Source organism: Achromobacter xylosoxidans (genome assembly GCF_014490035.1).
Lineage (GTDB): Bacteria > Pseudomonadota > Gammaproteobacteria > Burkholderiales > Burkholderiaceae_B > Achromobacter > Achromobacter bronchisepticus_A.
In genome coordinates this window covers 3,902,571-3,923,550 of the sequence record NZ_CP061008.1, presented here as the reverse complement: position 1 = coordinate 3,923,550, position 20,980 = coordinate 3,902,571, and the positions used below count along the sequence as shown (strand labels likewise).

19 protein-coding genes are annotated in these 20,980 nt (G+C 65.8%); 6 read left to right on the top strand and 13 right to left on the bottom strand.

Annotated elements, in window-relative coordinates; genetic code table 11:
- Positions 1-40: 40 nt before the first annotated feature.
- From flgL to IAG39_RS18225, 6 genes are all read left to right on the top strand, one after another.
- On the top strand, positions 41-1,300 hold the full coding sequence (flgL, locus tag IAG39_RS18250) for a flagellar hook-associated protein FlgL (RefSeq protein WP_118934111.1): 1,260 nt from the start codon (positions 41-43) through the stop codon (positions 1,298-1,300).
- Positions 1,301-1,441: 141 nt separating this feature from the next.
- Positions 1,442-3,331 carry a methyl-accepting chemotaxis protein gene (locus tag IAG39_RS18245; RefSeq protein ID WP_187774048.1) on the top strand — a complete coding sequence of 630 codons (1,890 nt, stop codon included), beginning with the start codon at positions 1,442-1,444 and terminating at the stop codon, positions 3,329-3,331.
- A 98-nt stretch (positions 3,332-3,429) separates the two neighbouring features.
- On the top strand, positions 3,430-5,289 hold the full coding sequence (locus IAG39_RS18240) for a methyl-accepting chemotaxis protein (RefSeq protein WP_118935244.1): 1,860 nt from the start codon (positions 3,430-3,432) through the stop codon (positions 5,287-5,289).
- Positions 5,290-5,318: 29 nt separating this feature from the next.
- Positions 5,319-5,786 (top strand): hypothetical protein, encoded by a 468-nt coding sequence (locus tag IAG39_RS18235; RefSeq protein WP_118935242.1) that lies wholly within the window; start codon positions 5,319-5,321, stop codon positions 5,784-5,786.
- 139 nt (positions 5,787-5,925) lie between these two features.
- Positions 5,926-7,659, top strand: a complete 1,734-nt coding sequence (locus tag IAG39_RS18230; protein WP_187774047.1) for a methyl-accepting chemotaxis protein — start codon at positions 5,926-5,928, stop codon at positions 7,657-7,659.
- A 295-nt stretch (positions 7,660-7,954) separates the two neighbouring features.
- On the top strand, positions 7,955-9,550 hold the full coding sequence (locus IAG39_RS18225; protein WP_118935216.1) for a PAS domain-containing methyl-accepting chemotaxis protein: 1,596 nt from the start codon (positions 7,955-7,957) through the stop codon (positions 9,548-9,550).
- Positions 9,551-9,603: 53 nt separating this feature from the next.
- On the opposite strand, the gene fliR is transcribed toward IAG39_RS18225, so the two are convergent.
- The 13 genes from fliR to fliF all read right to left on the bottom strand — a co-directional run bounded on the left by fliR (position 9,604) and on the right by fliF (position 20,953).
- Complete coding sequence (gene fliR, locus IAG39_RS18220; protein WP_059380382.1) at positions 9,604-10,392, bottom strand: flagellar biosynthetic protein FliR; 789 nt, start codon at positions 10,390-10,392, stop codon at positions 9,604-9,606.
- Between the two features lie 34 nt (positions 10,393-10,426).
- A complete protein-coding gene (fliQ, locus tag IAG39_RS18215) occupies positions 10,427-10,696 on the bottom strand; it encodes a flagellar biosynthesis protein FliQ (RefSeq protein ID WP_008163193.1) in 270 nt (89 codons plus the stop codon).
- 19 nt (positions 10,697-10,715) lie between these two features.
- The gene (fliP, locus tag IAG39_RS18210) at positions 10,716-11,507 is read right to left on the bottom strand and encodes a flagellar type III secretion system pore protein FliP (RefSeq protein WP_059380381.1); all 792 of its coding nucleotides are present in this window, start codon (positions 11,505-11,507) and stop codon (positions 10,716-10,718) included.
- A 27-nt stretch (positions 11,508-11,534) separates the two neighbouring features.
- Positions 11,535-11,858: a flagellar biosynthetic protein FliO gene (fliO, locus tag IAG39_RS18205; RefSeq protein ID WP_059380380.1), complete on the bottom strand. Its 324-nt coding sequence runs from the start codon at positions 11,856-11,858 to the stop codon at positions 11,535-11,537.
- A 10-nt stretch (positions 11,859-11,868) separates the two neighbouring features.
- Positions 11,869-12,411, bottom strand: coding sequence for a flagellar motor switch protein FliN (fliN, locus tag IAG39_RS18200; protein WP_059380379.1), 543 nt, complete (start codon positions 12,409-12,411; stop codon positions 11,869-11,871).
- The gene (gene fliM, locus IAG39_RS18195; RefSeq protein ID WP_118935218.1) at positions 12,404-13,411 is read right to left on the bottom strand and encodes a flagellar motor switch protein FliM; all 1,008 of its coding nucleotides are present in this window, start codon (positions 13,409-13,411) and stop codon (positions 12,404-12,406) included. The genes fliN and fliM overlap by 8 nt, the downstream gene beginning before the upstream one ends.
- Positions 13,412-13,413: 2 nt before the next feature.
- Positions 13,414-14,040 carry a flagellar basal body-associated protein FliL gene (gene fliL / locus IAG39_RS18190; RefSeq protein WP_059380377.1) on the bottom strand — a complete coding sequence of 209 codons (627 nt, stop codon included), beginning with the start codon at positions 14,038-14,040 and terminating at the stop codon, positions 13,414-13,416.
- 170 nt (positions 14,041-14,210) lie between these two features.
- Complete coding sequence (locus tag IAG39_RS18185) at positions 14,211-15,602, bottom strand: flagellar hook-length control protein FliK (protein ID WP_187524005.1); 1,392 nt, start codon at positions 15,600-15,602, stop codon at positions 14,211-14,213.
- 24 nt (positions 15,603-15,626) lie between these two features.
- On the bottom strand, positions 15,627-16,076 hold the full coding sequence (fliJ, locus tag IAG39_RS18180; RefSeq protein WP_118933647.1) for a flagellar export protein FliJ: 450 nt from the start codon (positions 16,074-16,076) through the stop codon (positions 15,627-15,629).
- On the bottom strand, positions 16,069-17,559 hold the full coding sequence (fliI, locus tag IAG39_RS18175) for a flagellar protein export ATPase FliI (protein WP_059380375.1): 1,491 nt from the start codon (positions 17,557-17,559) through the stop codon (positions 16,069-16,071). Before fliI ends, fliJ begins: the two co-directional genes overlap by 8 nt.
- Positions 17,556-18,299 carry a flagellar assembly protein FliH gene (gene fliH, locus IAG39_RS18170; protein ID WP_118933648.1) on the bottom strand — a complete coding sequence of 248 codons (744 nt, stop codon included), beginning with the start codon at positions 18,297-18,299 and terminating at the stop codon, positions 17,556-17,558. The genes fliI and fliH overlap by 4 nt, the downstream gene beginning before the upstream one ends.
- The gene (gene fliG / locus IAG39_RS18165) at positions 18,292-19,302 is read right to left on the bottom strand and encodes a flagellar motor switch protein FliG (protein ID WP_054456694.1); all 1,011 of its coding nucleotides are present in this window, start codon (positions 19,300-19,302) and stop codon (positions 18,292-18,294) included. The genes fliH and fliG overlap by 8 nt, the downstream gene beginning before the upstream one ends.
- On the bottom strand, positions 19,292-20,953 hold the full coding sequence (fliF, locus tag IAG39_RS18160; RefSeq protein WP_118933649.1) for a flagellar basal-body MS-ring/collar protein FliF: 1,662 nt from the start codon (positions 20,951-20,953) through the stop codon (positions 19,292-19,294). The genes fliG and fliF overlap by 11 nt, the downstream gene beginning before the upstream one ends.
- Positions 20,954-20,980: the final 27 nt, after the last annotated feature.

Sequence of the window (20,980 nt, the reverse complement as noted above, 5' to 3'; positions counted from 1 at the left end):
ATTGACTCGTGACCAATAAAGATAAATCCGGAGCTTCACCATGCGCCTGAGCACCTCGATGATGTACTCGAATGGCCTGAAGGGCGTTCTCTCTCAGGAATCCGACATGAACCGCCTGGTCGAACAGGTGGGCAGCGGCCGCAAGTTCCTGAGTCCGGCGGATGATCCGCTGTCGGCGTCGCTGGCGATCAACGTCGCCCAGACGCAGGCAATGAACTCCACCTACCAGCTGAACCGCAATACTGCCAAGACCAACCTGTCCCAGGAAAACAACATCCTGGATTCGGTTACGACCGCGCTGACTGATGTGCGCACCCGGGTGATCAATGCAGGCAACGGCACGTTCGCGGACAGCGACCGTCAATCCCTGTCGACGGCCCTGAAGAGTGCGCGCGACGCCTTGCTCGGCCTGGCGAACAGCACGGACGGCAACGGTCAGTACCTGTTCTCAGGCTACCAGGGCGGACAGATTCCTTACGCGCAAGACGCCACGGGCAAGATCGTGTATAGCGGAGCCACCGGCGAACGCACCGTGCAGATCGACCAGTCGCGCCAGGTTTCCTCCAGCGACATTGGCAGCGACGTGTTCAGCCGGGCTAACCCTGGTTCGCAAGCCTACGTCAGCACCGCTGCGGCGGCGAACACCGGCACCGCCCAGTTCAGCACCGTATCGGTGACGCCCGGCAGCGCCAACATCGGCAAGAATTTCAGCTTGCAGTTTGAAGCGGACCCGGCCACGGGCACCATGGGCTATCGGGTGACGACGACGGATCCGAACGCGAATCCGCCTGTTCCGCCTGTGATCACGCCGATGCCGCCTGCAGCTCCCACGGCTTATACCGAGGGCTCCGCGATCGATCTTGGCGGAATCTCGGTGGTAATCAAGGGGGCTCCCCAGAACGGTGACGTGATCAACGTGGAGAGCATCCAGTCGGCCGACGTGGACCTGTTCAATACGCTTGACAGCCTGATCAAGGTGCTCGATTCCCCCATCGCGGGCGACGAGGTTGCGCTTGCGAGGCTGAACAACGAATTGGCGACCGCCAATAAGAAACTGGCGAGCAATTTCGACAATGTGCAGACCGTGGCGGCGTCTGTCGGCGCCCGCGTGAATGAAATTGAAGCGCTGGACGCGACCGGCACGAACAAGGGCCTGTCCTATAGCAAATCGCTGTCCGATCTCGAAGACCTGGATTACTACGCGGGCGCTAGCCAGCTTGCGCTGCGCCAGGTGGCGTTGCAAGCGGCCTCGGCTGCGTTCATGACCATCCAGGGATCGAGCCTGTTCAGCCGCAAGTAGCAATGCGGTAGGTCCAAAAGCGCGCCCTCGGGCGCGTAGAGTTGCGCCTTTGCGGACGCTACTGGCCAGGGGCCGGGGCGTCCGTGTGTGCGTGCAGGGTAGGAAATTGTCGTCTCACATTGCTTAACGCTCGGATATTCCATGCTTGTCAACTTGAAAGTCCGCACCTGTCTCGTTCTGGTGTTGCTGCTCTTCACGGGCGCCATGTTCATATCCAATGGCGTGGCGTGGATGGGGCTGAACTCGAGCAATGAGAAGCTGGAGCGGGTCAACGACGCCTACTCCACGCAAGCCTCGCAGCTGAACCGTGCCTACATCCTGTTCCTGCGCGGGCGCTTGTTGCTGGCGACTTCCCTGATGGATCTGCAACAAGGAAAGACCGAACAGGCGATCTCGCAGGCCAAGCGTGCGGAAGGCTTGATGCAGGAGGGCGCCCAGGCGCTGGATGCGTACCGCAAGGCACCGCGTCTGGAAGGCTCGGATGCCCTGAATCAAAAGCTGGAAAGCGCCTACAAACAGTTCGACGGCGTGGTCAAGCGTCAGGCGGCCGCGTTGTCGACCATGGCCGTGCAGGATTACCTGGACCTGAACGATGCCGGCAGCGCGGCGAACACCGCGCTGAGGGAAGCGGTGGGCGGTGTGCTGGCGCATATCGACTCCACCACCGACGAGCTGGTGGTGCAGGCCGAGACGGCCCACGGCGTGTCGCGCACGGTCACGATCGTGATGCTGGCGATCGCTCTGGCCCTGGCAGTTGGGTGCTGGCTGTTCATCAGCCGGACCGTGCTGCGCCCGCTGCGTGAAGCAGGAGATCATTTTGAAAAGATTTCGGCCGGCGATTTCACCGGTCGCATCGATGTGCGCAGCACCAACGAGATCGGCCAGTTGTTTGGCGCGATCAAGCGTATGCAGGAAAGCCTGACCCGCACCGTGGCGCTGGTGCGCCGTGGCGTGGACGAGATCAACGTGGGCTCGCGCGAGATCTCGGCGGGCAACACGGACCTCTCCAGCCGCACTGAGCAGCAGGCGGCTTCGCTGGAGGAAACCGCGGCCTCGATGGAAGAGCTGGCGTCGACCGTGAAGCAGAACGCGGACAACGCGCGCCAGGCCAATCAGCTGGCGGCCAGCGCGTCCGACGTGGCGGAGCGCGGCGGTTCGGCCGTGTCGGAAGTGGTCAGCACGATGCAAGGCATCTCGGCCAGCTCGCGCAAGATCTCCGAGATCGTGTCGGTGATCGACGGCATTGCGTTCCAGACCAACATCCTGGCGCTGAACGCGGCTGTGGAAGCGGCTCGCGCGGGCGAGCAGGGCAAGGGCTTTGCCGTGGTGGCGGGCGAGGTGCGCTCGCTGGCGCAGCGCAGCGCCCAGGCGGCCAAGGAAATCAAGGGCCTGATCGAGGATTCGGTGAGCAAGGTCGGCGCGGGCTCGCAGCAGGTGGAGCGCGCGGGCGCAACGATGCAGGAGATCGTGGCGTCGGTGAAGCGCGTGACGGACATCATGGGCGAGATCTCGGCGGCGTCCGAAGAGCAGTCCAGCGGCATCGACCAGGTGAACCGCGCGGTGTCGCAGATGGACGAGGTGACGCAGCAGAACGCGGCGCTGGTGGAAGAGGCTGCAGCGGCTGCGGGGTCTCTGCAAGAGCAGGCGCAGCGCCTGGCCGAAGCGGTATCCGTGTTCAAGATCAATGCGGGCGAAGTGATTGAAGTCCCCGCGCAGCAACTGGCGTCGCAACGCGCCGCGCCGCGCATGCCGGCTCCGTCCGCGCCGCAGGCAGCAGCGGCAAGCAAGGTGTCCACCGAACCTGCCAAGGCAGAAGCGCCTCAGCCGGCGGAACCTGCGCCGAAGGCGGCGCCTGCGCCCCGCCTGACGCAGGTCGCCCGACCCAAGCCAGCGCCGGAAGCAGCCACTACCGTTCGTCCGCTACGCCGGCCGGCCAGCCGCCCGACGAGTGCCAAGGACGCCGCGCCTGCGGCACCAGCCGCCAGCCGACGTCCAACGCCTGTGGCGGACGACGATTGGGAGTCTTTCTGACGGAGGGATCCGTCAGCGCAGCACACGCAGTAAAGCTACCCCCTATTTACGGCTTGGCGGCATGAATGCCGCCGGGACGACTACCGGAATATACGGAAATGTTTAGCAATCTGAAGGTGCGCACGGGCTTGATGCTCGCCCAGTTGGCCGTGGCGCTGGCCGCGCTGGTGTCCATTGTCCTGGGCTGGAACAGCATGCGTTCCAACTCCGAGGCGATCAATGCGCTGGACACCTTGAGCGTGCAGCAGGCGAATCTGATCAAGGACGCTTACACGCAGATGTTGCGCGCGACCATACGCGCCGACATCGCCGCCGCGCAGCGGGCCACGGGCGACGCCAACGGCGCCAGCGAGAACACGCGCACGGTGCAGCAGCTGGTCGCCGATGCCAAGAAGAAGATGGAAACCTTCAAGGCCATCCCGAAGACTACGGCGCTTGGCAAGAGCGCCGAAGGCGATCTTATTTCGTCCTTCAACGGGTTCGCCGACGCGCTGCAAGCCATGATGTCGGCCTTGGACAAGGGCGATTCGGCGGCTTACCTGGATCTGAAGAACACCAGGGCCGGCGCCGCGAGTGGGGCATTCTCGAAGCAACTGACCGAATTTGCCAAGGACATCACCTCCTATAGCGAAGAGATGGTGTCGTCTTCGCGTTCGCAGGCGGCGACGATGGCGATTGTGTACGTCGCGCTCGCCGTGCTGATCTTGGCCGTATGGATGGGAGCCTTCCTGTTCATGAACCGCATGGTGCTGCGTCCCTTGCGCGCTGTCAGCGACAGTTTCGATAAGATCGCCGGCGGCGATCTCACCGTGCGCGTGGACGCGACCTCCACCAATGAGATCGGCATGCTGATGGCGGCGGTCAAGCGCATGCAGGAAAGCCTGACGCGCACGGTGGCGTCGGTGCGTCGCGGAGTGGATGAAATCAATGTGGGTTCGCGGGAGATTTCCGCGGGCAATACGGATCTCTCCAGCCGCACGGAGGAACAGGCGGCTTCTCTGGAGGAAACCGCCGCCTCGATGGAACAGTTGGCTTCGACCGTCAAGCAGAACGCGGACAACGCACGCCAGGCGAACCAGTTGGCCGCCAGTGCCTCGGACGTGGCCGAGCGTGGCGGTTCGGCGGTGTCGGAAGTGGTCAATACCATGCAGGAAATCTCTGCCAGCTCGCGCAAGATTTCTGAAATCGTTTCGGTGATCGATGGCATTGCGTTCCAAACCAACATCCTGGCGCTGAACGCCGCGGTGGAGGCTGCGCGTGCGGGCGAGCAGGGCAAGGGTTTTGCCGTGGTGGCGGGCGAGGTGCGCTCGCTGGCGCAGCGCAGCGCCCAGGCGGCCAAGGAAATCAAGGGCCTGATCGAGGATTCGGTGAGCAAGGTCGGCGCGGGCTCGCAGCAGGTGGAACGCGCGGGCGCAACGATGCAGGAGATCGTGGCTTCGGTGAAGCGCGTGACGGACATCATGGGCGAGATCTCGGCGGCGTCCGAAGAACAGTCCAGCGGCATCGACCAGGTGAACCGCGCGGTGTCGCAGATGGACGAGGTGACGCAGCAGAACGCGGCGCTGGTGGAAGAGGCGGCTGCCGCCGCAGGTTCGCTGCAGGAACAGGCCGAACGCCTGGCCGAAGCGGTGGCCGTGTTCAAGATCAATGCGGGCGAAGTGATCGAAGTCCCCGCACATCAGTTGGCGGGGCGACGCCCGGCGGCGCGCGTGGCTGCCCCGGTTGCTCCCTCCGCCCCGGCGGCGCAGGCGGACGCGCCCGCGGCAGAGGCCAAGGCGGTACCGGCCGTGCGTTTGACGCATTCCGCGCGGGCCAAGCCGGCTGCGGCCGAAGGGGCGACTGCGGCACGGCCGCTGCGCCGTCCCACTGTGCGTCCGGCCGCTGCGCCAGCGGCGAAGCCCGCGACGACGCCAAGCCGCCGATCGGCGCCTGCGGATGACGATTGGGAATCTTTCTGACACCGGCCTTGCCGGTAAATGGGTAGGGTATGCGAGGCTATATACATCTTCTGGCAACGGCCGTGTTGGCGGTCTTTCTGGTTGGCTGCGCGGCGACCGGGCACAATTTCGACCCGGACAAGCTGTCGACCTTGACCCCTGGGCAAACGACGCTGGAAGAGGCCTCTCGTGCGCTGACCGCCCCGCCCGACAAACTCTATAAGCAGACCGACGGTACGTTGCTCGCGCTCTGGGCCTTCAAAATCACCTTCGTCGCGGACGGCTTGTACAGCCGCAAGGAAGCGCTGCTGCAGTTCGGCCCGGATGGCCGGCTGCTGCGCCTCGTCGACAGCACCAATATCTTGCTGGAACCCTGGGAACGCCAGAAGCTGCTGGGACCCGCGCCTGTGCCTGACCTGCGTCAGGATATGGCGCCGCCCGCTGCGGCTCCCGAGGTGCAGACCATCTACATACCGGGTCCGGGTGAACCGGCCGGCTTGCAGCCTCAGGGCAAATAACGCCCTGTAGTCCAGCGGGGAGCATCGCGGCGCGCGCCGCGATGTACGTCGCCCGGAGTTCGTGCCTCGTGTAACAAGGCATGTCCACCGGGTGGTTTTTCATTTGGTCAGAGTAGTTCCTGAGGGATGGGGAAATAATATGGAAGCGAGTCTCGAGTCCGGTACGAAATCCGGAAAAGTCGGCAAGAAGAAGGCCGCGCGCGCACCCAAGGTGAAGCGCAAGCTGCGGTTGCGCGATGCCCGCGTCGGCACCATGTTGCTGTGGGTCATGGCGTTTTTCGCCGTGTTGATCGCGGCGGTGGGCGGTCTGGCCGCGTATTTCCTGCAGAACAACTATGAGTCGATCCGCGAAGTCAATGCCTTGACCGAGCGTGCGAAGCAGGTCGAAGTGATCAACAGCGACATGTTGCGCGCGCGCGTTGCGCTGATGGTCGCCGCGCGCCACCTGCAGGAATCCGGTTGGGGCAGCGGCGAGAACTCGGCCCGCGATGCCGCAGCGGCCTTGAAGGGCGCCACGGACCTGCTGACCGGCGTGCGTAGCCGCTTCGCCGATTTCCAGAAGAACATGCTGCAGGACGATACGGGCCGTCAGTTGTCGATGAACCTGGTCCGTCGTTATCGTTCGTACATCGACGATGGCGTGGATACCATGGTCGAAGCCCTGCGCAGCGAAGACTATTCCACCTTCTACATGGTGAACAACGAGTACGGCACGCCGCGTAGCGCAGCCTTCATCGAGGCGCTCAGCGAGTTCGGCAAGTACATCGGCGACCAGCAGCAGGAGACGATCAACGAGGCGGAAGCCAACTTCAACCTCGCCATGGTGGCGGTGGGCGTCGCCGTCGGTCTGGCGGTGTTGCTGATGATTCTGGCGCGTCTGGTGTTTGGTCGCCTGGTGGTGCGCCCCTTGGTGGAAGCCGGCCAGCACTTCGACAAGATTGCTGCCGGAGACTTGACCAGCCGCGTGGAAGTGCGTTCGCACAACGAGATCGGCCAGTTGTTCGCCGCACTCAAGCGCATGCAGGAAAGCCTGACTCGTACGGTGTCCGCGGTACGCAGCGGCGTGGACGAAATCACGGTGGGCTCGCGCGAGATTTCCGCCGGCAACACGGACTTGTCCAGCCGCACGGAAGAGCAGGCGGCTTCGCTGGAGGAAACCGCGGCCTCGATGGAAGAGCTGGCGTCGACCGTGAAGCAGAACGCGGACAACGCGCGCCAGGCCAATCAGCTGGCGGCCAGCGCGTCCGACGTGGCGGAGCGCGGCGGTTCGGCTGTGTCGGAAGTGGTCAGCACGATGCAAGGCATCTCGGCCAGCTCGCGCAAGATCTCCGAGATCGTGTCGGTGATCGACGGCATTGCGTTCCAGACCAATATCCTGGCGCTGAACGCGGCTGTGGAAGCGGCGCGCGCGGGCGAGCAGGGCAAGGGTTTTGCCGTGGTGGCGGGCGAGGTGCGTTCGCTGGCGCAGCGCAGCGCCCAGGCGGCCAAGGAAATCAAGGGCCTGATCGAGGATTCGGTGAGCAAGGTCGGCGCGGGTTCGCAGCAGGTGGAGCGCGCGGGCGCAACGATGCAGGAGATCGTGGCGTCGGTGAAGCGCGTGACGGACATCATGGGCGAAATCTCGGCGGCGTCCGAAGAGCAGTCCAGCGGCATCGACCAGGTGAACCGCGCGGTGTCGCAGATGGACGAGGTGACGCAGCAGAACGCGGCGCTGGTGGAAGAGGCTGCAGCGGCTGCGGGGTCTCTGCAAGAGCAGGCGCAGCGCCTGGCCGAAGCGGTGGCCGTGTTCAAGATCAACACGGGCGAAGTGATCGAGGTCCCCGCGCACCAGTTGTCGGGCGGTTATGCCGCGCCGACGCTGACGCAGGCTTGATGCCCGTCTTCTAACGTCTGCAACAGGACCGCGGCCGCGCTGATGCGCGGCCGCGGTCCATGTGCTTTACGCCTTGGTGTGCGCAAAATTCATGCGCGCGTTAAGTTTTCGAAAATTTGGTCGTTAACAACAATAACGCCTGAAAAGGGCGGTGAACAGTGTTCGAAAATGCGGGGGCCATGTCGTCCCGGAGCCTGACGAACCTGGCGGGGGAACACGTCTATGCGGGGCGTCAGATCCGGTTTGCTCGCCGATATTCATTCGCTGCTCGACATGATGTATCCGGAGACAAGCTGTGCGCGTCAACCTACCTGTCCACAATGTAGAAACCAAGCTGCGCGAGGATCAATACCTGATCTCGCGTACTGATACCAAGGGCCGGATCGTCTATGCGAACCCGGCCTTTGTCGAAGTCAGCGGTTTTTCCCGAGAAGAGCTCATCGGCAAGCCGCACAATATCGTGCGTCATCCCGACATGCCGCCCGAAGCCTACGAAGATCTGTGGGAAACGCTGCAGGCCGGAGAGTCCTGGCTGGGGCTGGTGAAGAACCGGCGCAAGGACGGCGGTTACTACTGGGTGCTGGCCAACGCGACGCCCATCGTCGAAAACGGCGAGGTCGTGGCGTATTCCTCGGTGCGGGTGCGCCCCTCCGAAGAACAGATCGAAATGGCTGAGGATTTGTATGCCCGCATTCGCGAGGGCACGGCCAAGGGCGTGCGCATCCTGCGCGGGCGTCCCGTGCGGGCAGGCTGGCGCCGCGGCGTGGACGTGCTGGCATTTCCGTTCCGGCGCAATGTCCGCAGCCGCATGCTGCGCCACGCGCTGCTGTCATCGGCGATCATGGCCGGCGCCGGTATTTACGGCCTGCGGGCCAACTGGGCGGAACTGGGCACCTTGGGCGCGAGCGTCGGCTGCGCGGCCATCGCGCTGGGCGTTATCGCCATCTTTGGCATGGGCTGGCGCCTGTCGCGCTCGCTGCTGGATCCGATGGTGGATGCCGCCAATATGGCGCGTCAGGTCGCCGCAGGCAATCTGACCACGCAGATCGTGGCGGATTCCGATGATGAAGTCGGAAGCTTGAAATTTTCGCTCGATGTGATGCGCAAGAGCCTGATCGGGATCGCGCAGGATGTGTATCGCGGCATCGAGGGTACGACCCATGCCGCGGCGCATATCGCGCGCGGCAACCAGGAACTCGCGGGCCGTACCGAAGGCCAGGCGGCGTCCTTGCAGCAGACCGCGGCCAGCATGGAACAGCTGACCTCCACGGTGCGGCAGAACGCGGACAATGCGCGACAGGCCAATCAGCTGGCCGCCAGCAGCATGGAAGTGGCGCGCAAGGGCGGTGTGGCGGTCGGGCAGGTGGTGAGCACCATGCACGGCATTTCGGACAGTTCCCGCAAGATTGCCGACATCGTCAGCATCATCGAAGGCATTGCATTCCAGACCAACATCCTGGCGTTGAACGCTGCCGTGGAAGCGGCTCGCGCCGGAGAGTCGGGCAAGGGCTTCGCGGTGGTGGCGGGCGAGGTGCGCAGCCTGGCGCAGAAGAGCGCCCAGGCAGCCAAGGAGATCAAGGGCCTGATCGAAGACTCGGTGGAACGCGTGACCGAAGGCTCCCTGCAGGCCGAGCAGGCGGGCGCGACGATGCAGGACATCGTGGCCGCCGTGCATCGTGTCACCGACATCATTGGCGAGATTTCGCAGGCCTCGCAGGAACAGTCCAGCGGCATCGAGCAGGTGGATACGGCGGTGTCGCAGATGGACGTGATGACGGTGCAGAACACCGCGCTGGTCCAGGACCTGGGCGGCGCGGTGGTCCAACTGGGCAACCAATCCGGCGCGCTGCGCGAGACGATCCGGGTGTTCCGTCTTACCGGGCAGCAGTGATCGGGCGCGGGGCGGTGTCACACACCGCCCCGGCGGTCCCTATGAGTCCAGTCCTACTTGCCCGCCAGGGCGTCGGCGACGCGGCTCATCGCGGTGAGGCCGGATTCGAACAGCGATTCCAGGAAGGGCCCGGCGTGCGGCAGGACGACCGCCAGAATGGTGACGCCGATGATGAGCGTCACGGGAAATCCGATCGAGAACACGGATAGCTGCTGCGCCGCACGGTTCAGGATGCCCATGGCCAGGTTGATGGTCAGCAGCGCGCAGATCAGGGGCAGGGCCAGCAGCAGACCCGATACGAATATGGTCTTGCCCCATTCCACCACCACGCCAAAGCCGTTCTGATGCAGCTGGATCATGGCGACGGGCAAGGTGTCGAAGGAGCGGACCAGTGCCGCCAGGACCAGCAGATGGCCGTCCAATGCCAGGAATGTCAGCATCGCAATGATGTTGAACAGACGCGACAGCACCGCGGTATTGGCGCCGGAGCTCGGGTCGAAGAACGACGCGAACGACAGGCCCATCTGCAGGCCGACGAATTCACCGGCGGTCTGCACGGCGGCGAACACCAGGCGCATGGTGAATCCCAGCGCGATGCCGATCAGCACCTGCTGCATCACCATCCACAATCCGGCAAACGAACCGGGCGCAATGGGCGGCACGGGATCAAGCGCCGGACTGATCGCAACGGCCAGGACGAAGGACAGCCCGACCTTGACCTTGATGGGAATCAGCGATTCCGAGAACAGCGGGGCGGTGCCCACGAGCGCCAGAATGCGCACGAACGGCCAGAGAAACTGGCCGATCCAGCCGTTGAGCTGCTCGAGCGTGAAGGCGATCATGGGGAAAGGTCCGGTGTCCGGCGGCGGGCGCCGCTCAGGACACCAGCATGGGGATCTGGCCGATCAGCTGCCGTATGTAGTCGACCATGACGCCGATAAGCCAGGGACCGAGCAGCACCAGCACGCCGCACATGGCCAACAGCTTCGGAATGAACGACAGCGTCATTTCGTTGATCTGCGTGGCGGCCTGGAAGATGCTGATGACCAGGCCCACCACCAGTGTCACGAGCAGCAAGGGCCCAGCCATCGCAAGCACGATCTTCATTGCCTGGTAGGTCATGGTCATGACGGTTTCGGCGGTCATGGCGATTCTCCTCCAGGCGTTACTGATAGAAGCTCTGGGCCAGGGAGCCCATGAGCAGGTTCCAGCCGTCGGCCAGCACGAAAAGCATCAGCTTGAAGGGCAGGGCCACCGTGACCGGAGGAACCATCATCATGCCCAGCGCCATCAGCACGCTGGCGACGACCAGGTCGATGATGAGGAAGGGAATGAAGATGGTGAAGCCGATCTGGAAGGCGGTCTTGAGTTCGCTGGTGATGAACGCCGGCACCAGGATGCGCAGAGGCACCTGGGTAGGGTCTTCCAGGGCGGGCTGCTTGGCCAGGTTGGCGAACAGCGACAGATCGTTCTCGCGCGTCTGGTGCAGCATGAAGGTGCGCAGCGGCGCGGCGGCGCGCTCGACGGCTGCCTCGAACTGGATCGAGCCTTCGGACAGCGGCTTGTAGGCGTCGGTGTATATCTTGTCGAATACCGGCGACATCGTATAGAAGGTCAGGAACAGCGCCAGGCCGATCAGCACGTGGTTGGGCGGCGACATGGCCGTTCCCATGGCGCTGCGCAGCAGGCCCAGCACGATGATGATGCGGGTGAAGCCCGTCATCATGAGCAGCGCGGCGGGCAGGAACGACAGCGAGGTCATCAGCAGCAGCGTCTGCATGCTGAGCGAATAGGTTTCAGAACCGTTCGGACCCGGCGTTGCGGTCAGCGCGGGCAAGGTGGCCTGCGCGACGACACCCGCGGGAAACAGGGCCAGGCCTAGCAGGGCGGCGGCGCCGAGCAGGTGTAGCGCGCCGGGCCGGGCGCGGACGGGTGTCGTGCTGGTGAGCAAACTCATGGGTGTCGCTTGGAGGGCGCGGCAGCGCTAGCGGCGCTTGAGCGCCTGGCCCAGCTTGGCCGCGAAGGCGGCCGCGGGCAAGGTCGAAGCCTCCGGCAGTTGGCCGGCGGGCAGGGTATGCAGGGTATTGAGCTGGTTCGGGCCGACGCCCACCACCAGCCAGGTGTTCTCGACTTCCACCACCACGATGCTCTGGCGCGGACCGACGGGCAGGCTTGCGACCTGCCGCAACAGGTTGCCGCCGCCGCGCTGTGTCAGCCCGGCGCGGCGCGCCAGCCAGGCCGAGGCCAGGATGGCGGCCACGACCAGGATCAGGCCGGCAAAGACGCGCAGGAGGGCGGAATCGTCCATGACGCCAGGATCAGCGGCGGTTGTTCAAGCGGTTGATCCGCTCGGACGGCGTGATGATGTCGGTCAGGCGGATACCGTACTTGTCTTCCACGACCACGACTTCGCCCTGGGCGATCAGGTAGCCGTTGACGAAGATGTCCATCGGCTCGCCTGCCAGGCCGTCCAGCTCGACCACGGAACCCTGGCCCAGCTGGAGCAGGTTCTTGATGGTCAGGCGGGTGCGGCCCAGCTCGACCGTCAACTGGACGGGTACGTCCATGATCAGGTCGATATCCGCGCCCGCGCCGCCGGTGGCACCGGCCAGGGGTTTGAATACGGATTGCGCGGCAGGTTGGGCGGCTGCGGCAGGAGCGGCAGGCGCCGCCGCTGCGGGAGCCGGCGCGGCAGCGGGCGCCGCCGCACTGGTCTGCTCGGCCATGGCTGCGGCCCAGTCGTCCTGGGGCTTCAGGCCGTCGGCCTGGGTGGGCGGATTGGCGCGGGATTGTTCGGCGAGCGCGTCGGCCCAGTCGTCGGCCGGGGACGAGCCGGTACCGGGCTCGTTCTTGTCAGTCATGGTCAGAGGCCTCGTTGGATTCTGTATCGTGGGTAAACATGTTCTGTACGCGCAAGGCGTACTGGCCATTGAAGACGCCGTAGCCGCATTCCATCAACGGCACGCCGTCGACGCTGGCGACTATGGTTTCGGGTACGGTCACGGGAAGGACGTCGCCGACTTTCAGGCTCATCAGTTCGCGGATCGACGAGGGAATGCGGGCAAATTCCGCAACCACGTCGATATCGGCGCTGCGCACCTGGCGCGAGAGCTGCTGCGCCCAGCGCTGGTCCACTTCTTCGAGTGTGGTTTCCTGCAGCGGGCGCGTCAGCAGGTCGCGCACCGGTTCGATCATGGAATAGGGCAGGCAGATGTTCAGGTCGCCGCCGGTCGCGCCGAATTCGATGTGGAACGAGGTGACGACCACCACTTCATTGTTGCCGGTGATGCTGGCGAACTTGGTGTGCATCTCCGAGCGCACGTACTCGAATTCGATCGGGTAGACGGGATCCCAGGACTTGCCGTAGCTTTCCAGGGTCAGGTTGAGCAGGCGCCGGATGATGCGCTGTTCGGTCGTGGTGAAGTCCCGGCCTTCGACGCGCGTGTGGTAGCGGCCATCGCCGCCGAACAGGCTGTCGATGACCAGGAACACCAGGTTCGGGTCATAGGTGAAGAGGGCCGTGCCGCGCAGGGGCTTCATCTGAATCATGTTCAGATTGCTCGGCACGGGCAGGTTGCGTTCGAAATCCGCGTACTTCTGGATCTTGATCGAACCTACGGTAATGTCGGCGCTGCGGCGCATGAAGTTCAGCAGCACATGGCGCATCTGCCGGGCGAAACGCTCGTTGATGAGCTCCAGCGTCTGCATGCGGCGCCGCACGACGCGGTCCGGCGAACTCAGGTCGTAAGCGCGGGCGCCGGCGTTCGGGTCCGCGGCGGTAGTTTTGCTGTCGCTTTCGCCGGTGACGCCCGCCAACAGCGCATCAACCTCGTCCTGCGAAAGAAATGCCTCGTAGGCCATGCTTATTGCACCACGAACGCCGTGTACAGTACGTCGGTGACATACTGGCCGTCCGGCAGGGGCGAGAAGGGGCGATTCACGGCCTGCTTGATCGCGTTGGCCATGTCGGTCTTGCCTTGCTGAGTCTGCACGCCGGTGGGCGATTGCGACGACAGCACCATCAGGATGCGGCTGCGCACTTCAGGCATGTACTTTTCGAGGCGCGTACGGGTCTGCTCGTCGCTGACGCGCAGCGTCAGGCCCACATGCATGATGCGTTCCGTATCCGGATTTTGCAGCGTGACCGTAAAGGGTTCGATCGGCACGAAGATCGGAGCGGGCACGGCGACCGGGTTGGCCGGCGGCGCGACAAAGGTGGTCGGGGTGGCTTGCGGGCCTTGTTCCGGCTGACCCGGCTGGCCGGGTTGGCCAGGCTGTCCGGCGGGCACTTGACCGACGCCGAGCTGCACGGTTGCGCTGTTCTGCGGCTGCATGCGTTGGGTGATGAACCAGGTGGCGCCGGCGCTGGCCGCGGCAACGATGAGCAGGACCAGGATTGCCAGCAAGGGGCGAAGAATACGGCCCATGCCGCCGGAGCGGGAAGAAGGCGCGCCGCGCGCAGGCATGGGTGAAGGTTTGGAAGTCGCCATCTCGGTGTCGATGCGTGTTTTGCCGCTGATGAAAACGGGTTCTTAGTGGATGAAAGCATTCTGCCCCAAATGCCGCTTCCGCTTGGAGGCGAAAAACAGGGCGAAAGCCGCGTATCTCAAGCTATTGCTGCACCGCCCGCAGCCGTGGCCAGAGGCGATGCGTTGCTTTGTCAGGCGAAGGTGTCCACCAGCGCGTTGGCGTTGCGCGGGGTTGCCACCGCAACGGGGGCTTCAGCCGCGGCCTCGGCGCCAGTCTGGCTACCGCCGGCATGGCGCTGCGAGCCGTTGCCGCCTTGCTGCGCGAACTCCTGTTGGGCGGCTTGTTCACCCACGCTGGTCTGACCCAGCGAGATGCCGGCCTGGGCCAACGCCTGCTGCAGTTGCGGGATCGCGGTTTCGATCGCCTGGCGGACCGAGGCGTGGGCCGACACGAACGAAGCGCTGGCTACGCCGTCCGTCAGGTTCAGGCTGACGCGCAGCGGACCCAGATCGGGCGGATCGAGGCGCAGTTCGGCAGTTTGCATGCCCTGGCGTGCGCTGTGGCTCATCATGACGACTTGTTGGCCGAGCTCTGTGCCCCAATGGGTGCCGCCCACGGGAGTGGCGACTTGAAGCACCACCGGTACGACGGGTGCGGCTACGGCTGCCGGATTTGCAACCGGAGCGGCGGCAGGACGCTGCGCGGCTGCGGCAAGCGCCTGGGCCAGGTGGTCCTGGGCCGAGGCGCCATGTTGCGGCGCCTGGAATTGCTGTTGGGCGCTGGCCAGGGCCGGCGTTTCGTCGGTCTGTTCAGGCATGGCGGCGTGGTCCGCAGCCGGGCGCGCATCGCGCGCGGGACGGGGCAGCGCGACTTCCGCGGCGAGTCGCGGCGTTTCGGCCTTGACGGGCGCGGCAGCGGCCGGGGTGCGGACCGGCGCTTGCGCGACTGCCGCCGCGTCAGTGCCGGGCTTGGCTGCCGCGGTGACGACCGGCACGGCGATTTCGGCCTCGCGGGCGGCAAGCGCGGCGGCAGCCTCTGCTTGCGGAGCGGTCAGGCCGACAGCGCCAGAGGCGGCGATGGCAGCGGCCTGCGCCTGCGTTGCGGGCGCGGCGTCGGCGGCATTCAGCGCGGCGGTCAGAACGGCGGCGCCGCTGCTCATCGCTGCGGCGGCAGCGGCGGCGTTGCCGCGTGCGAGCTGCACTTGTTCTGCGGCCTGGGCCGCGATTTCCAGGGCTTGCTGCGGGAGAATGACCGCGGGTTGCGCGGCCGCGACGGCCAGCGCGCCTGCCTCGGCCTGCGCGGCGGTTTGCACCGCCTCGTCGATGGCGCCGGCGGCGGCGCCTTCGGCGCGGGCGGCCGGGTCGCTGGAAGTCTTGCCATCAGCGGACGTCTTGGCGCCGTTGTTCGCGGGCCGCGAATCGGCGGCCTGGCTGGGGCGTTGTTGCGCGGGACGCTGCTGGGCCAGCACGTCGGAGAAGCTGGGGCCCTTCTTGTTTACAGGCGCGCTCTTGGCGCCGAGCGCGTCGGCGATCGACGAGGGCGCGGCGGGCGCGATGGAGGGCAGGGGCAGGGGAGCGTTCATCTGGGGCTTCCTGTGAGGTATTGCTTAATGCATGCCGGTCTGGCGTTGGACCAGGCGGGCGGAGTATTCATCGTTGGCGCGCTGTTCGCGGCGGGATTCCACGACGGCCTGGGCGCGCAGTTCGCGCTGCGCCAGGGCGTCGTAGGAGTTGAGCTTGCGTTTTTCCTGTTGCCAGTAAAGCCGGCCCTTGGCGAGGTTGTCGTCCGCCTGGCGCAACACGCTTTGTTGCTGGCTGATGGCGTCGTCCAGCGTGCTGATGAAGCGCTGGTAGTTATGGCAGTCGCTGGCCGACATTCCGCTGGTCATCGCCTGTTGCAGCCGTTCCAGGTAGTCCTGGCGGTAGTCGTGCAGCATGGATAGCTGGCGTTCGGCGTTGGTGCGTTCGGCGCTGAGCCTGCCGAGCAGGCGGGCGGCTTCGTCCGTGCTCTCTTTGGCCAGGTTGATCAGCATGTCCAAAGGCAATTGGCTAGGCATAAGCGTTCCTCAATTCGAAACTGGCCTGCAGTTGGTTGACGGCGGCTTCATAGCCGACGTTTTCGCCTATGTCTTGCTGCAGGAAGGCTTCCAGGCGCGGATAGCGGGCGATGGCGTCGTCCAGCTGCGGGTCATTGCCGGCGGCGTAGGCGCCCACCGCGATCAGATCGCGGTTGCGCTGGTAGCGCGACAGGCTTTGCTTGAAGCGTCGCACCACGGCGAACTGCTCGGGCGTGATCAGCGAGGTCATGGCGCGCGAGATCGACGCTTCGATGTCGATGGCCGGGTAGTGGCCGGCTTCGGCCAGGTGGCGTGACAGCACGACGTGGCCGTCCAGGATGGCGCGGGCCGAATCCGCGATCGGATCCTGTTGGTCGTCGCCTTCGGCCAGCACGGTGTAGAACGCAGTGATCGAGCCTGCTTTGCCGGACGGTCCGGGCGCGCCCATGCCCGCGCGTTCGACCAGCGTCGGCAGCTTGGCGAAGACGGAGGGCGGATAGCCCTTGGTGGCAGGCGGCTCGCCGATGGCCAGCGCGATTTCGCGCTGCGCCATGGCGTAGCGGGTCAGCGAATCCATGATCAGGAGCACGTCCAGGCCCTGATCGCGGAAGTGTTCGGCCAGGCGCGTGGCGTAGGCGGCGCCTTGCAGGCGCAACAGCGCCGACACGTCGGCCGGCGCAGCCACCACGACCGAGCGCGCCAGGCCTTCGGGGCCGAGGTTGTGCTCGATGAATTCCTTGACTTCGCGGCCGCGTTCGCCGATCAGCCCGACGACGATCACGTCGGCCTTGGTGTAGCGGGCCATCATGCCGAGCAACACGCTCTTGCCGACGCCGGAACCGGCGAACAGGCCCATGCGCTGCCCCCGGCCCACGGTGAGCAGGCCGTTGATGGCGCGCACGCCGGTGTCGAGCACCGTATCGATGGGTGCGCGCGACAGCGGGTTGATCGGCTGGGCGGACAGGGGGGCGAGTTCGGCGCCATTGAGCGGACCCAGTCCGTCCAGCGGCCGGCCGGCGCCGTCCAGCACCCGGCCCAGCAGGGCGTTGCCGACCGGCAGGTGGCGGCCCAGCTGCGGCTTGGCGTTGCCGTTCAGTTCGGCCTTGCGCGGCAGCGGGATCTGGCGTTGCACGGGAGGCTCGCCGGGCACGACGCGCGCGCCGGGCGGCAAGCCGGAAATATCCGCCTGCGGCATCAGATAGAGGGTGTGGCCGTCGAAGCCTACGACTTCTGCATCCGCCCAGTGGTCGTGGCCGCGGGCGATTTCGATGCGGGCGGCCGCCCCGACGGGCAGACGCAGGCCGGTGGCGTGCAGCACCAGGCCGGTGGCGCGCGTGATCTTGCCGCTGACGAGCCACGGGTCGGTCGAGGCCGCGCGGATCGAGCCGATCTGTAGCTGAGTCTGCCAGCGGTCGATGACCGGCACCGCGGTAGCGGGCGCGGCCGGCTGGCCGGGCAGGGCGGGAGCCGGATTGGCGCTCACACCGGCTCCTCCCAGGAGACGTTGCGGCCCAGCGAGGCCGCGACCCGGCGCCAGCGCGTCTGCAAGGTGGCGTCGATGTCGCCGAAGGGCGTTTCGGCGCGACAGCCGCCGCGCGAGATGGACTCATCGGCCAGGACGCGCCAGTGGCCTTCCTTGAGCTCGTCCGCCAGATGCAGGCGGATCAGTTCGATGTCGTCGGGGTTGGCCCACAGGCGCATCTGGCCGCCGGCGGTGGGATTGATGTGCAGCACTTCGCGCACCGCGTTGACGACGGTTTCCGGCTGGTCGGCGAGCGTGGTGCGCACGACCTGCTGGGCGATGTCGAGAGCCAGGGTCAGCAGGCCTTGGCCCATTTTTTCTTCGAGCGAGCCTAGGGACGCGGCGCAAGCTTCTACCAGCGCATGCAGGCGCTGCGCTTCCGCGGCGCCCTGTTCGCGGGCCTGGACGAGGCCTTCTGCGTAGCCTTGTTCGCGGCCGGCGGCGAGCCCGGCCTCATAGCCAGCCTGTTGGCCAACTTCGAGGCCGGCGGCGTGGCCCAGCGCGTGGCCTTCCTCGCGGCCTTCGGCAAGCGCCTGGGCGCGCAGCTGGGCCATCACCACTTCGGGATCCGGCCCGGGGTCGGGTTCGGGTTCCGGCTCGGCTTCGACGACCGCGGGCTCGTCGAACGACAGCATCTGCCAACGCCGCCAGGCGGCGCTGCGCGAGATGAGCGCCGTGGCGCCGCTGTCGACCTCAGACATAGGTGTCGTCTCCCTGGTTGCCCAGGACGATCTGGCCGCTCTCGGCCAGGCGGCGCGCGATCTGCAGGATCTTCTTCTGCTCGGTCTCGACCTTGGACATGCGGATCGGACCTTGCGCGTCCAGGTCTTCGCGCAGCATTTCGGCGGCGCGGCTGGACATGTTGCGCAGGAACTTGGCGCGCAGCTCTTCCGGGGCGCCCTTGAGCGCAACCATGAGCGTGTCGTTGTCGATTTCCTTGAGGATGAGCTGGATGGCGCGATCCTCGACGTCGAGCAGGTTGTCGAAGACGAACATCTCGTCGATGATCTTCTGCGCCAGGTCGTTGTCGCGCTCGCGCAGGCTGGCGACCACGGTTTCTTCCTGGGTCGAGTTCATCATGTTGAGGATCTCGGCCGCGGTGCGCACGCCGCCCATCTTGCTGCGCTTTGCGCCCTGGCCGGCCAGGACCGAATTCAGGACTTCCGTGAGCTCGGACAGCGCGGCTGGCTGCACGCCGCCGAAAGTGGCGATGCGCAGCATCACGTCGTTGCGCAGACGGTCCGTCAGGAGCGCCAGCACGCCGGCGGCGCGGTCGCGCTCCAGATGCACCAGGATGGTCGCGATGATCTGCGGGTGTTCGTCGCCGATCAGTTCTGCGACGGTGTTCGGATCGAGCCAGTTCAGCGCATCGATGCCGCTGCCGCCTTCGCCGGCTTCGAGGATGTCTTCGATCAGGCCGGCCGCGCGGTCGCTGCCCAGGGCCTTGGTCAGCACGGTGCGGATGTAGTCGTCCGAACCCAGCGTTACAGCCATGAACTGGTCGGCCTCCTGGCGGAACTCTTCCAGCACCACCGCAACGTCGCTGCGCGTGACCTGTTTGAGGCTGGCCATGGCGGCGCCGACCTGCTGGACTTCACGGGCGCCGAGGTACTTGAAGACCTCGGCCGCCGCATCTTCGCCCAGCGACATCATCAGCACGGCGCTGCGCGTCATGCCGTCCAGCGGAGTGGAATCATTTTTCATCTTTGTTCATCCAGGTGCGCAGAACCATCGCGACGGCGCGCGGATCCTTGGTGGCCATCGTGCGGGCGCGTTCCAGGTTGTCTTGGTAGCGGTCCACTTCCTTGGCGCGGGCCGCGTCCTGGGCCTCGCGTGCGGCTTCGATGCGCTCGGCTTCAGCCTGCTCCGGATCGACCGGCGGGTAGAGGTAGTCGCCCACCGTGCGGCGCAGCAGGCGATACAGCCACAGCGCCAGCACGCCACCGACCAGCCAGGCCAGGATCGTCTTGAACAGCGAGATCATTTCCGGATCGCGCCACATCGGCACCGGCGGCGGGCCGTCGTTGAATTGGCTGTTGACCAGGTTGAGCGAATCGCCGCGGGTCTCGGAGTAGCCCATGGCTTCGCGCACGAGGTTGGTCAGCTTGTTCAGTTCTTCAGGCGGAAGGGGCTGCAGTTCGCCGTCCTTGTCGCGCATGTAGTTGACGACCACGGCGACCGACAGGCGCTTGAGGTTGCCAACCGGCTGCTTGATGTGGCTGATCGTGCGGTCTACTTCGTAGTTGGTGGTGGCGTCGCGGCGTTCATTGAGGTTGCCGGTGACCGCCTGCGTGCCGGTCTGCTGCTGGGCATTGGCCGGTTGCTGCGGCTGGCCGGGGCGGGGCGGCTGGGGTTGCGGCGGGTTGGCGATGGGAGCCTGCGGATTGGCCGGCGCCTGGTTCGACAGCGCGCCAGGCACGCCTTGCGCGGGATTGATGCCGCGCTGGGTCGAGTCGCTGGTTTGCTGGCTGCGCACGGCGGCCTGGCCGGGCTCCTGGTTCGGGCGGTAGACCTCGGAGGTTTCTTCGCGGCGGGCGAAGTCGACGTCGGCGCTGGCCTGGGCGTGCACATTGCCCGGGCCGACCAGCGGATTGAGGATGGTGAGGATGCGTTCGACCGTGCGCTGTTCCATTTCGCGCACGAAACGCATCTGGTCGGCGTCCATGCCGCGGCCTTCGCCCATCGGCGCCGACAGCAGGCGGCCGTTCTGGTCCACGATGGATACGTTTTCGGCGGTGAGTTCGGGGACGCTCGAGGCCACCAGCCAGGAAATCGCGGAGACCTGGGCGTCGCTCAGGCTGCGCCCCGGATGCATGTTCAGCAGCACCGAGGCGGTGGGCGCCTGGCGTTCGCGCACGAACAGCGACTGGCGCGGCATGGCCAGGTGCACGCGGGCGTGCTGCACGGTGTGCATGGCTTCGATCGAACGCGCCAGCTCGCCTTCCAGGCCGCGCTGGTAGTTGATCTGTTCCGTGAACTGGCTGGCGCCGAAGCGGGCGTTGTCCATCAGTTCGAAACCGACGGAGCCGCCGCGCGGCAGCCCCTGGGACGCCAGTTGCAGACGGGCGTCGTACACGCGGTCGGCCGGAACCAGCACGGCGGTGCCGGTTTCGTTGTAGCGGTAGGGCACGTTCATCGTGCCGAGCGCCGCCACGATGGCGCCGCCATCGCGGTCGTCCAGGTTCGAGAAGAGCACCTTGTACTTGGGCTCGCTGCTCCACATCGCCACGGCGACGATGACCGCGACGAGAGCCGCCGCCGCGCCCAGCAGGACAGGCTTGGGCAGCGCGCGCACCTTCTCCAGCACGGGGAACTTCGTCAGCAGCGACGAACTCAGGGTGGCCTGCTGGTTCATTGGCGGCCCCCGCTGGCCACGCGGAGC